Here is an 11,357-nt window from a genome sequence, read left to right on the forward strand (position 1 = left end):
AAACGGTTACAAAACAGATGACAACCCCTAAAAAATCACGGAAAAGCCTTGCGCGGGAAGCGGCTTTGTGCTATAATCACAACTATAAGGTAGTGTAGGTGTAATGAGAGTGGGGTCCGCCCCGCTCTTTTTGATTGAGAAAAATGGGACTGGAAAATTGTGGATGTCCCGTCCCGGAGGTATGTGCATGGCGAAAGTAACGGAACTGACGGCCCAGCTGGCCGCTCCCATCGCGGCGGAGCAGGGGTGCTCTCTCTGGGACGTGGAATATGTGCGGGAGGCCGGCTCCTGGTTTCTGCGGGTGTATATCGACAAGGAGGGCGGCGTGTCCATTGAGGACTGCGAGGCAGTCTCCCGTCCCCTGTCCGACAAGCTGGATGAGCTGGACCCCATTGAGGGCTCCTATACGCTGGAGGTGTCCTCCGCCGGCGCGGACCGGCCGCTGAAAAAGCCAGAGCATTTTGCGCAGTTCATGGGCGCGGAGGTGGAGGTACGCCTCTACCGGGCGCTGGACGGCGCGAAGGATTGGATCGGGGCGCTGGCCGGCTACAGTGACGGCGCAGTGAGCCTGGACACCCTCGGTGGCCGGAAGGAATTTGCCAAAAAGGACGTGGCCCAGGTGCGGCTGGCGGTCCGGTTTTAACCATTCATTTAGAGATACAGGCCGCGCCGAAGCCCGGCCAAGCGGGCCCGGCGGGGAGAGGAGAAGGATTATGCCGAAGAAGAATAGCAAAGCGCAGAAGACCAACGAGCTGGACGGGGCCGAGTTTTTCGCGGCCATTGATCTGATTGAAAAGGAAAAGGGTATCCCCAAGAGCTATATGCTGGAAAAGATCACCCAGGCCCTGGTATCCGCCTATAAGAGGGACCATGAGGGCGTGGGCGACAATGTGATGGTGGACGCCAACGAGCAGGCGGGCACCGTGCGCATGTACGTCAAGAAGGACGTGGTGGAGACGGTGGATAACCCCTGCACCGAGATGAGCCTGGCCGAGGCGCGGGAAAAACTGCCCCAGGTCTCCCTGGGCGACGTGATCCGCATCGAGGTCAAGACCCGGGACTTTGGCCGTATCGCCGCCCAGACCGCCCGCCAGGTGATTATCCAGGGTATGCGCGAGGCCGAGCGGGGCATGATTTATGATGAATTCAGCTCTAAGGAGCACGAGATCCTGACCGGCGTGGTGACCCGCATCGACCCCCGCTCCGGCGCGGCCAGTCTGCGCATCGGCTCCGGCAGCGAGGCCACCGAGGCCTTCCTGGCCCCCGGCGAGCAGGTCCGCGGCGAGAGCTATACCGAGGGCATGCGCCTGCGGGTGTATGTGGTGGAGGTGCGCCGCTCCACCAAGGGGCCTCAGGTGCTCATCTCCCGCACCCATCCGGGGCTGGTCAAGCGGCTGTTTGAGATGGAGGTGCCCGAGATCTACGACGGCACGGTGGAGGTCAAATCCATCGCCCGGGAGGCGGGCAGCCGCACCAAGCTGGCCGTGTGGTCCGCCGACCCCAACGTGGACCCCATCGGCGCCTGTGTGGGTCCCCGCGGCCAGCGGGTCAACCACATTGTGGAGGAGCTCAAGGGGGAAAAGGTGGACATCATCAAATGGTCGGAGGACCCGGCCGCCTATGTGGCCGCAGCCCTGGCCCCCGCCGACGTGCTCAGCGTGGATACTCAGGAGGAGGGCAAGAGCTGCCGCGTGGTGGTCCCGGACGACCAGCTCTCCCTAGCCATCGGCAAGGAGGGCCAGAACGCCCGGCTGGCGGCCAAGCTGACCGGCTGGAAGATCGATATCAAGCCCGCCTCCGCCCCCGCCGAGGAGCCGGAGGCAGAGGGCGACATGCTCCTGGAGGATGAGGAGCAGGCCGAGGAGTAAAAAAGGCGGTTCCGGCGGGACTTGTGTCTGAACCCGGTTCCCCGGGCCGAAGTGAGCAGGAGGTGACCCATCGTGCCCAAGAAAATACCGCTGCGCCAGTGTCTTGGATGCAGGGAGATGAAACCCAAGAAGGAGCTGATCCGGGTGGTCCGCTCCCCAGAGGGGGAGATCTCACTGGACTTTAAGGGCAAGAAGCCGGGCCGGGGCGCCTATCTGTGCCCGGATCCGGAGTGTCTCAAGCGGGTCCGCAAGTCCAGAGCATTGGAGAGAGCTTTTTCCGCCCAGATGCCGGACGGGGTGTACGATGCCCTGGAGGCGCAGATGAAGGAGGGCGGAGATGGATAGTATACTGCATCTGGTCGGTATCGCCAAAAAGGCGGGCCGCCTGGAGGTGGGGGAGGAGCCGGTGGGCGCCGCCGCCCGGGCGCGCCAGGCAAAGCTGATCCTGGTGGCGTCGGACGCGGCGGAGAACACGGTCCGGCGGGCCTCCCATTTCGCTCAGCAGGGCAATGTGCCCTGGCTGAGGGCCGGCTTTACCAAGGTGGAGCTGGGCGGCGCAGTGGGGCGCGCTTCCTGCGCGTTGGCAGCGGTGACGGAGATCGGGCTGGCCTGCGCGCTGTGTGCCAAGCTGGCGCAGCAGGAGCCGGAGCGCTACGGCGAGACGGCCCGGGCGCTAGAGGAGAAGGCGCAGAAGGCGCTCCAGCGGCAGAAGGAACAGCACCGGCACGAGAAGAATCTGCTCAAGGCGAAGAAAAAGCCTTGGGCAGCGCCGGCCGCCAAGCCGAAGGCGCGGCCCAGAGCCGGAGGGCCGGGCGCGCCGGCCGGGAGGCGGCCCGCCCCCCGCGGCATTGTAAGCATCCGGAAAAAACAGACGCCATGAACCAAAAAGGAAACGGCGTACAGCATAGAAACAGACGGGCTTGTTCCAATAAGAAAGCGCGGAAAAATTCCGGGTTTTCCTATTGGTGCAAGCCCTCCAGTGGAGGTGGCTTTTTTGCTGAATAAATATCGTGTGCATGAGGTAGCTAAGGATTTTGGCAAGAATTCAAAGGAGATTTCCGACATTCTCACCAAGTATGCAACGACCCCGAAAAATCATATGCAGGTGCTGGAGGACCGGGAGCTCTCCTTGATCTTCGAGTATTTGACCCAGCACAACCAGGTGGAGAGTATTGAGAGCATCTTTGCCGATGTGTACCGGGAGCCCAAGCCCGCCCAGCCGGCCAAGCAGGAGATGGCGGCCCCGGCGGGGAAGGGCGCGCCGGCGGGCCAGACACAGCGGACCCAGCTGCCGGCCCAGCCCCGCCCCAGCGGCAGCGGCGCTCCGGCGCAGGCACAAAACCAGCCGCGCCCTGCCCAGAGCCAGGAGCAGCAGCCGGTCAGCCGCCCCACCACCCGGGTGCCGGAGAAAAAGATTGTGGACACCCGCAAGGGCGGCGATGTGAACCTGGCCAAATACGATGAGAAGCTGGAGAATCTGGCCGCCGGACGCACCAAGCAGATGCAGGGCGGCAAGCAGAAGTTCCAGGGCCGGGGCGGCAATCGCAAGGGCGGCTTCCAGGGCAGCAAGCGCCGCCAGGAGGAGCAGGAGAAGATGCGCCGCCTCCAGGCGGAGATTGCCAAAAAGCACCCGCTGGTGGTGAAAATCCCCGACGAGATCGGTGTGGGTGAGCTGGCCTCCCGCATGAAAAAGACCGGCGCCGAGGTGGTCAAGACCCTGATGAAGAACGGGGTCATGGCGTCCCTCTCTGATGTGATCGACTTTGACACCGCGGCCATCATCGCCGAGGAGCTGGGCTGCAAGGTGGAGAAGGAGATCATTGTCACCATTGAGGAGCGCCTGATTGACACCGCCGAGGACAAGGAAGAGGATCTGGAGCCCCGCGCCCCCGTGGTGGTGGTCATGGGCCACGTGGACCACGGCAAGACCTCCCTTCTGGACTATATCCGCCACGCCAATGTGGTATCCGGTGAGGCGGGCGGCATTACCCAGCACATCGGCGCCTATCAGGTGCAGGTCAACGGCCAGCCCATCACCTTCCTGGATACCCCTGGCCATGAGGCCTTTACCGCCATGCGCGCCCGGGGCGCCATGGTCACCGACGTGGCCATCCTGGTGGTGGCCGCCGACGACGGCATTATGCCCCAGACGGTGGAGTCAATCAACCACGCCAAGGCCGCCAATATCCCGGTGATTGTGGCCATCAACAAGATGGATAAGCCAGAGGCCAACCCCGAGCGTATTAAGGAGCAGCTCACCGCCTACGAGCTGGTGCCCGAGGAGTGGGGCGGCGACACCATCATTTGCCCCATCTCGGCCAAAACCGGCCAGGGCATCGACAACCTGCTGGAGATGGTGATCCTGACCGCCGAGATGAAGGAGCTCAAGGCCAACCCCAACCGTACAGCCCACGGCGCGGTGATCGAGGCCAAGCTGGATAAGGGACGCGGCCCCGTGGCCACCCTGCTGGTGCAGAACGGCACCCTCCACCAGGGTGACGTGATTATCGCCGGCACGGCGGTGGGCCGTGTGCGCGCCATGACCAACGCCAAGGGCGAAAAGGTGGAGTCCGCCGGCCCCTCCGTGCCGGTTGAGATCATCGGCATGAGCGAGGTGCCCGGCGCGGGCGACGATTTCCACGCCGTGGCCGACGAGCGCATGGCCCGCGAACTGGTGGAGCAGCGCAAGCACGAGCAGAAGATGGCCGCCTCCGGCCCGGTGGGCAAGGTTAGCCTGGAGGATCTGTTCAGCCAGATTCAGGCCGGTGAGATGAAGACCCTGAACATCATCGTCAAGGCCGACGTGCAGGGCTCTGCCGAGGCCGTCAAGGCCTCCCTGGAGAAGATCTCCAACGAAGAGGTGCGCGTGCGGGTCATCCACTGCGCGGTGGGCGCCATCAACGAGTCCGATGTTATGCTGGCCACCACCTCCAACGCTATCATTGTGGGCTTCAACGTCCGCCCGGACAACAATGCCAAGGAGAACGCCGCCCGCAACAATGTGGATATGCGGATGTACCGGGTGATCTACGACTGCATCAATGAGATTGAGACCGCCATGAAGGGCATGCTGGCGCCCAAGTTCAAGGAAGTGGAGCTGGGTCAGGCGGAGGTGCGCAATGTGTTCCGCATCACCGGCGTGGGCATGGTGGCCGGCTGCTACGTGACCAACGGGCGGATGCAGCGCGGTGCGCAGATGCGCCTGCTGCGGGACAATATCGTCATTTACGACGGTGCCATCGCCTCCCTCCAGCGCTTCAAGGACAGCGTGAAGGAGGTCGCCCAGGGCTACGAGTGCGGTATTACCTTCGAGAAGTTCCAGGACATCAAGGAGGGCGACGTGATCGAGGCCTTCCTGATGGAGCAGATTGAGGTGTAAGCTGCCCTGTCTGACCGGGCCGGAACCCAGCGAAGCGGGTCCGGCCCGGAGAGGAGGAGCAACAGAACGGAGCGGATGTCCGGCGTAAGCCGGACGGAGCGGCGTGACGTTTGCGACGACGAGATGGAGCAGATCGAGGTATAATAGTCGCGGGAGGACCCGCCGGGGTTTGTGCTCCCGCGGGGGGCCCGGCTTTTGAGTTGCAAAAGCCGGTGGAAAACGACCAGGGGTTTCACCAGTCTAAGGGAGCTTCGCTTCTTTTTATCGAAGTGTCCACCGGACACTTCGACCCCTGGACCCCAAGGTCGGGCGGCGGTGGGTTTTAATCGCTTGGAGGGTTTGTCTGCCGCCCCTCGGCATGTAAACCGCAAATCTGGTAAGCAGTTGCGCTGGAACGGGTGCAGACGAGCCGCCACAGGAGATTCGCGCCGTGCTCAGGCCTGTGGCTCGAATGACTTTATATCCCGGCCGCGCGGCTATCATGCGAGGCGCGCATGACTGGGGTGTGCCAGGCCAATTTACGGCCAGGGAAGGCGGCCAGCCGCCGAAGGAACCGCGTGGCCGCCCCGACGGGCGCGCCGATCAGAAGAACGCAAGGGCCTAGATGAACGTTTTTTCTTTAGAGTCCCGGACCGTTTCTTTTTGGAAAAAGAAATGGTCCGGGCCCTGCGCGGGAGCGCAAAACCCTCCGTCCCCTGCGGGGACGAATCCCATGGCGGAAGCCGCAAATAGAACAACCCCAATCAAACAGACCCGTTCCGTCCCCAATTGTTGAGGAGGGGGCGGGTCTGTACGCTTTTAGGAGGCGCCCCATGAGCGCAGTCACCCTGCTGTGTGCCGATCACCCTCTTCCCCTGTATGACCCCGGTATCCGCCGGACGCGGACCGTCCGTGCCGTTACGGTGGAGGAGGACGGTTTCTCCGTCCAGCCCCACACATACTACCGCTATGCCGTGGAGGAGCTGGGCCTGGCCATGAAGCCCTGCCGATATGAGCTGAACCTCTGCCCGACGGAGGAGGAGGCCGCCCTGCTGCGGGCCTACCTGGCGCAGAATTGCGCCCCGGGCGAGACGGTGGAGCTGTGGCAGCTGTGGGTGGGGGATGGGCCCGGAAAGCCGACCCGATTTTCCGGGCCGCTGTCCGCCCTGGACGGGCCCGCCCTGGAGCAGCTGGAGGAGCGGCCCATGGGGCAGAGCTGCCTCACCATCCGAATCTAAGAGGGGGAACCCCTCTGAACAAAAGAAGGAGAACGCTATGGCAAGCAATCGCATTGGACGCATCAACGAGGAGATTCAGCGGGAGCTGGCCAACCTCATCCGCACGGTAAAGGACCCGCGGGTCCACGGGCTTGTCTCCATTACCGCTGTGGACACCACCGCCGACCTGCGCTATGCCAGGGTGTATGTGAGCGTATTGGACAAGAGCGATGTGAACGAGGTGGTCAAGGGGCTGAAATCCGCCGGGGGCTACCTGCGGCGGGAGCTGGGCCGCGCCCTTCAGCTGCGGTATACGCCGGAGCTGCTCTTTGAACGGGATGATTCCATTGACAAGGGCGCGCACATCCTCAGCCTGCTGCGGGACCCGGAGGTGGTTAAGCCGGCCAATCCGGCCAACGCCCATATCGACCTGGACAGCGAGGAGTGAGCCCCATGAAGATCGCGGAGGCCGCCGCCCTGCTGCGGCGGCAGGACAATATTCTCATACTCACCCACAAGCGCCCCGATGGGGACACCGTGGGCTGCGCCGCCGGCCTGTGCGCGGCCCTGAGAAATTTGGGCAAGCGGTCCTGGGTGCTCCCCAACCGGGATATCACGGCGCTGTTTGCGCCCTATCTGGAGGGCTATCTGTCGCCGGCGGACGTGCAGCCCGACTTTGTGGTGAGCGTGGACGTGGCCGGAAGAGGAATGTTTACCCCCGAGGGGGAGGTCTGGCTGGCACAAGGGATCGACCTGGCTTTTGACCACCACCCCTCGCAGGAGTTCTTTGCGGAACAGACCTGCCTGGACGCCGGGCGGGCCGCCTGCGGAGAGTTGCTCTATGACCTGGTGCGGGAGCTGGGGCCGGTGACGGCTGAGATCGCCGGGCCCCTCTATGTGGCCGTGTCCACGGACTGCGGCTGCTTTCAGTACGGAAATACCACTCCGGCCACCCACCGGGTGGCCGCGGCGCTGATGGATGCCGGCATTGACTACGCCGGCATGAACAAACGGCATTTCCGGACCAAGAGCTTCAAGCGCCTGAAAATTGAGAGCATGATTGTGGAGGGCATGCATCTCTACGAAAACGGCAGGATCGCCGTGGCCCCGGTGCCCTTGTCCATGATGGCCGCCGTGGGCGCCACCGAGAATGATATGGAGGATATTGCCGCCTTTGTGGGCCAGGTGGAGGGGGTGGAGACCTCCGTCACCATACGGGAGCAGCGGGACGGCAGATGCAAGATGAGCGTGCGCACCTCCGGTGGGCTCAACGCCACCAGGGTGTGTGCCCTGCTGGGCGGCGGCGGCCATGCCGCCGCCGCGGGCTGTACCATCCCCGGCACGGTGGAGGATGCGGAGCGGGCGATTTTGGAAGCCATCCGGCAGGTGGCCCATGGCTAATGGGATCATCATTATCGACAAGCCCTCCGGATGGACCTCTATGGACGTGTGCGCCAAGCTGCGGGGACTTCTGCGTGAGCGGCGCGTCGGTCACGCGGGTACACTGGACCCAATGGCCACAGGGGTGCTCCCTGTGTTCGTGGGCCGGGCCACCCGGGCGGTGGAGTTTGCCGCGGAGGGAGAAAAGGAATATGTAGCGGGGCTGAAGCTGGGCCTCACTACCAACACCCAGGATACCACCGGCCAGGTGCTGGAGGAGAGGCCCTTCCTTGGGACGCTTCAGGATCTGGAGGCAGCCCTGGAGCCGTTCCGGGGTGAAATCCTTCAGGTGCCCCCCATGTACTCGGCCATCAAGATCAAAGGAAAGAAGCTCTATGAGCTGGCCCGCAAGGGCTGCGAGGTGGAGCGCCCCCCCCGGCCCGTCCGGATCCTCAGCCTGCAGGCGGAGGGGCAGACCGGGGCGGACGAATTTGTCCTGCGGGTGGGCTGCTCCAAGGGAACTTATGTGCGCACGCTCTGCCACGACATCGGGCAGGCGCTGGGGTGTGGCGGGTGCATGAGCAACCTGCGGCGCACCCGGGCGGCGGGGTTTGGCCTGGATCAGGCGGTGACGCTGGAGCAGGTATGCGCCGCGGCCGAACGGGGAGAGGCGGAGAAGCTGCTGCTGCCGGTGGACGACTGTTTTTCGGACCGCCCTTCCCTCACCCTGAAGGCGGGTGCGGCCAAAAAGGTGCGTAACGGCGCGCCGGCGCCGGCGCCGGACGCCGGAGACGGCGAGTACCGGGTCTATGGGCCGGCGGGGGAATTTCTGGCGCTGGGTCGTGTGCACGGCGGCACCCTGACGACAATAAAAAGTTTTTTTGAGGTGGATCGCATTTGAATCGAGAGGAAACGACCAGGCGCGTAGTGGCGCTGGGCTTTTTTGACGGAGTCCATATTGGCCACGGTGCCCTCCTTCGGCGGGTGGGCGAGGTGGCCGCGTCTTTGGGCGCGGTTCCATCCGCGGTGACCTTTGACACCCATCCGACCAACCTGATTTTAAAGACGCCCATGCCTCTGCTCACATCCCCCCTGGACCGGGCGGATCTAATGCGGCGGTATTACGGGATCCGGGACGTGATTGTGGCCCGCTTTGACGAGCGGATGATGCATATGCCCTGGCAAGAGTTTGTCTCCGACTATCTGGTGAAGGAGCATGGCGCCGTCCATCTGGTGGCGGGACATGATTTTCACTTCGGCTACAAGGGGGAGGGGAACCCGGAACGGCTGGAGGCCATGTGCCGGGAGCTGGGCGTCGGCTGTGACATTATTCCCAAGGTAGAACAGGACCATATTACCGTCTCTTCCACGTACATCCGCACCCTGATTGCCCAGGGAGAGATGGAACGGGCCAACCAGTTCCTGGGACACCCCCACACCCTGACGGATACGGTGGCTCACGGCAAAAAGCTGGGGAGCACCTTGGGTTTTCCAACGGTCAACCTGCGGTTTCAGCCGGGGGTGCTGGTGCCGGCCCACGGGGTGTACGCCACCAAAGTGACCTTTGAAAACGGTGAGAGCCACCCGGCGGTAACCAACGTAGGGGTCCGGCCCACGGTAGACGACGGCGACCGGGTTACGGTAGAGGGGTATATTCTGGACTTCAATGGGGACCTGTATGGCAAAATGGTCCGCATGGAATTTTATAAATACCTGCGCGGGGAGCGGAAGTTTAACTCCCTGGAGGAGCTGCGGGACGAGGTTATGCGCAACGCCGAACAGACGCGGACCTATTTTGCGGATCATTGATGGCCAAACCGAGGGAAAGGGGAGACTGCCATGCGCTATAAAAGAGTGTATCCGATCCTGCTGTGCTTTGTGGGGTATCTATTTGTCCTGGGATTCCTCTTAGGGGAGCCGGGCAGTATCCTGCCCGGTCTGAAGACCATCATATTTACCGAAGACGCGCTGATCACCGACTACCTCAAGATCGCGGGACCGGGCGCCGCCTTCGTTAACTCCGCGTTGGTGACCCTGCTGAGCATCGGCCTGCTGTATTTTTCAAAGGCCCCGGTCAATGGCTACACGGTGGTAGAGATCGGCCTAATGGCTGGGTTTGCCCTCTTTGGAAAAAACATTGTGAATATTTGGCCGATCATTGGCGGTACCTTTCTCTATGCCAAGCTCCGCCGGGAGCCATTCCACAATTACGCTACAGCAGCGCTTCTGGCTACCGCGCTGGCCCCTGTGGTAAGCTATCTGGCGCTGGATAATGGATGGGGCAGTATACCGGCGGGCATACTGGTGGGAGTATTGATCGGATTTGTCCTGCCGCCGCTGTCGGCCTATACATATAAGATCCAAAACGGCATGAATCTATATAATATGGGATTCGCCTGCGGCCTGCTGGCTCTGATTCTGGCCCCGGTGATGAGCTCGCTGGGCGCAGACCTGGGGACGGTATATTTGTGGGCGACCGGCTACAATCTCCCCCTGGCCATTGCCATAGGCGTACTGTGCGCTGCGTTTATCCTTGCGGGCCTCTTTTTCAGCAACCGCCCTGTCTGGGCGGCCTGGGCGGGCTATCGCCGGCTGCTCCAGACCACGGGCCGCGCGCCCAGCGATTATCTGCGTATGCTGGGGCCCGCGCCCATGCTCATCAACATGGGGGTGAACGGCCTGATCGGCCTTGCGGTGATCCTGATCACCGGCGGAGATCTGAACGGCCCCACTCTGGGTGGAATCATGACCATTATCGGCTTTTCTGCCTTCGGCAAGCACGCACGGAACATCGTGCCGGTGATGGCGGGCGTTGTGCTGGGCGGCCTGCTGCTCCACCAGGATCTGAGCGCCGGATCCCTGCAGCTGGCCATGCTCTTCGGCACTACCCTGGCCCCCATCTCCGGCTGCTTTGGGTGGCCGGTGGGCGTGGTGGCCGGGTTCCTCCACTCGGCGGTGGTGCTCTATGCCGGCTCACCGGTGTCCGGGCTCAACCTGTACAATAACGGCTTTTCTGGCGGCCTGATCGCCATTGTGATCTATCCCATCGTCACAGAGGCCATCCGCCACCGCAAGCCGGAGATTCAGGACGAAGATTACTTTGACGCCTTTGAAGAGGATACGCCCACCATTCCCCCACCCCCGGATGACCGGGGATAAGCCGAAAGAGCGATGGGTTGTGTATCACAGAGAAATTTTACGATAAAAGAGCGTGCGGGCCTGCAGGCCCGCGCGCTCTTTTTATAGAGACAGTCGGATGAGTGCTTTGACTGTGCTCCGGTTGAGTCCTGCATATCCGGCCGGACCACCGGGCGCACAGGGATTCCGCCCCTCTTACTCCTTGATATGGGCGAGGGCCTTGGCGAGGGATTTTTTGTGGAGGAGGTTGCTCTGTCTGGAGATCATGATGCGCTGGGCCTGAGGGGAGCCGGCGCCGTGCATGGACTCGGTGCGGTAGCCCACGGCGGCGGTGCCCAGGGTCAGGTTTTCGATCAGCCGCAGGATGCGCAGGCGGTTCTCGGTGCTGACCCCGTC

General features: G+C 62.9%; 12 protein-coding genes. 11 read left to right on the plus strand and 1 reads right to left on the minus strand.

The features are described from left to right. Positions 1-187: 187 nt before the first annotated feature. The 11 genes from H9Q75_RS09875 to H9Q75_RS09925 all read left to right on the plus strand — a co-directional run bounded on the left by H9Q75_RS09875 (position 188) and on the right by H9Q75_RS09925 (position 10,982). Positions 188-643, plus strand: coding sequence for a ribosome maturation factor RimP (locus tag H9Q75_RS09875; protein ID WP_186566597.1), 456 nt, complete (start codon positions 188-190; stop codon positions 641-643). Between the two features lie 70 nt (positions 644-713). Continuing rightward, positions 714-1,868: a transcription termination factor NusA gene (gene nusA, locus H9Q75_RS09880; protein ID WP_186566599.1), complete on the plus strand. Its 1,155-nt coding sequence runs from the start codon at positions 714-716 to the stop codon at positions 1,866-1,868. Between the two features lie 72 nt (positions 1,869-1,940). Beyond that, positions 1,941-2,213 carry an RNase P modulator RnpM gene (gene rnpM, locus H9Q75_RS09885; protein WP_186566601.1) on the plus strand — a complete coding sequence of 91 codons (273 nt, stop codon included), beginning with the start codon at positions 1,941-1,943 and terminating at the stop codon, positions 2,211-2,213. Continuing rightward, entirely contained in the window at positions 2,206-2,748 is a 543-nt protein-coding gene (locus H9Q75_RS12805) for a L7Ae/L30e/S12e/Gadd45 family ribosomal protein (RefSeq protein ID WP_186566603.1), read from the plus strand. Before rnpM ends, H9Q75_RS12805 begins: the two co-directional genes overlap by 8 nt. A gap of 114 nt (positions 2,749-2,862) precedes the next feature. Next, positions 2,863-5,247, plus strand: coding sequence for a translation initiation factor IF-2 (gene infB, locus H9Q75_RS09895; RefSeq protein WP_207720819.1), 2,385 nt, complete (start codon positions 2,863-2,865; stop codon positions 5,245-5,247). Between the two features lie 812 nt (positions 5,248-6,059). After that, positions 6,060-6,464 (plus strand): hypothetical protein, encoded by a 405-nt coding sequence (locus H9Q75_RS09900; protein WP_186566607.1) that lies wholly within the window; start codon positions 6,060-6,062, stop codon positions 6,462-6,464. Positions 6,465-6,501: 37 nt separating this feature from the next. Continuing rightward, on the plus strand, positions 6,502-6,891 hold the full coding sequence (rbfA, locus tag H9Q75_RS09905) for a 30S ribosome-binding factor RbfA (RefSeq protein ID WP_186566609.1): 390 nt from the start codon (positions 6,502-6,504) through the stop codon (positions 6,889-6,891). A gap of 5 nt (positions 6,892-6,896) precedes the next feature. Continuing rightward, positions 6,897-7,844, plus strand: coding sequence for a DHH family phosphoesterase (locus tag H9Q75_RS09910; RefSeq protein WP_186566611.1), 948 nt, complete (start codon positions 6,897-6,899; stop codon positions 7,842-7,844). Beyond that, a complete protein-coding gene (truB, locus tag H9Q75_RS09915) occupies positions 7,837-8,724 on the plus strand; it encodes a tRNA pseudouridine(55) synthase TruB (RefSeq protein WP_186566613.1) in 888 nt (295 codons plus the stop codon). The genes H9Q75_RS09910 and truB overlap by 8 nt, the downstream gene beginning before the upstream one ends. Then, on the plus strand, positions 8,721-9,632 hold the full coding sequence (ribF, locus tag H9Q75_RS09920) for a riboflavin biosynthesis protein RibF (protein ID WP_186566614.1): 912 nt from the start codon (positions 8,721-8,723) through the stop codon (positions 9,630-9,632). The genes truB and ribF overlap by 4 nt, the downstream gene beginning before the upstream one ends. 30 nt (positions 9,633-9,662) lie before the next feature. Then, positions 9,663-10,982, plus strand: a complete 1,320-nt coding sequence (locus H9Q75_RS09925; protein WP_186566616.1) for a DUF1576 domain-containing protein — start codon at positions 9,663-9,665, stop codon at positions 10,980-10,982. A gap of 174 nt (positions 10,983-11,156) precedes the next feature. Here H9Q75_RS09925 and H9Q75_RS09930 read toward each other — a convergent pair. Beyond that, positions 11,157-11,357 (minus strand): 4-hydroxyphenylacetate 3-hydroxylase C-terminal domain-containing protein (locus H9Q75_RS09930; RefSeq protein ID WP_279287666.1); only part of this gene is annotated, 201 nt, incomplete at its 5' end.

The organism is Lawsonibacter celer (genome assembly GCF_014281125.1).
Lineage (GTDB): Bacteria > Bacillota > Clostridia > Oscillospirales > Oscillospiraceae > Lawsonibacter_B > Lawsonibacter_B celer.

Bases quoted from the DNA above. Each gene is read 5' to 3' on its own strand.
- H9Q75_RS09875 (WP_186566597.1), top strand. From the start codon at position 188: ATGGCGAAAGTAACGGAACTGACGGCCCAGCTGGCCGCTCCCATCGCG.
- nusA (WP_186566599.1), top strand. From the start codon at position 714: ATGCCGAAGAAGAATAGCAAAGCGCAGAAGACCAACGAGCTGGACGGG.
- H9Q75_RS12805 (WP_186566603.1), top strand. From the start codon at position 2,206: ATGGATAGTATACTGCATCTGGTCGGTATCGCCAAAAAGGCGGGCCGC.
- H9Q75_RS09900 (WP_186566607.1), top strand. From the start codon at position 6,060: ATGAGCGCAGTCACCCTGCTGTGTGCCGATCACCCTCTTCCCCTGTAT.
- rbfA (WP_186566609.1), top strand. From the start codon at position 6,502: ATGGCAAGCAATCGCATTGGACGCATCAACGAGGAGATTCAGCGGGAG.
- H9Q75_RS09910 (WP_186566611.1), top strand. From the start codon at position 6,897: ATGAAGATCGCGGAGGCCGCCGCCCTGCTGCGGCGGCAGGACAATATT.
- truB (WP_186566613.1), top strand. From the start codon at position 7,837: ATGGCTAATGGGATCATCATTATCGACAAGCCCTCCGGATGGACCTCT.
- H9Q75_RS09925 (WP_186566616.1), top strand. From the start codon at position 9,663: ATGCGCTATAAAAGAGTGTATCCGATCCTGCTGTGCTTTGTGGGGTAT.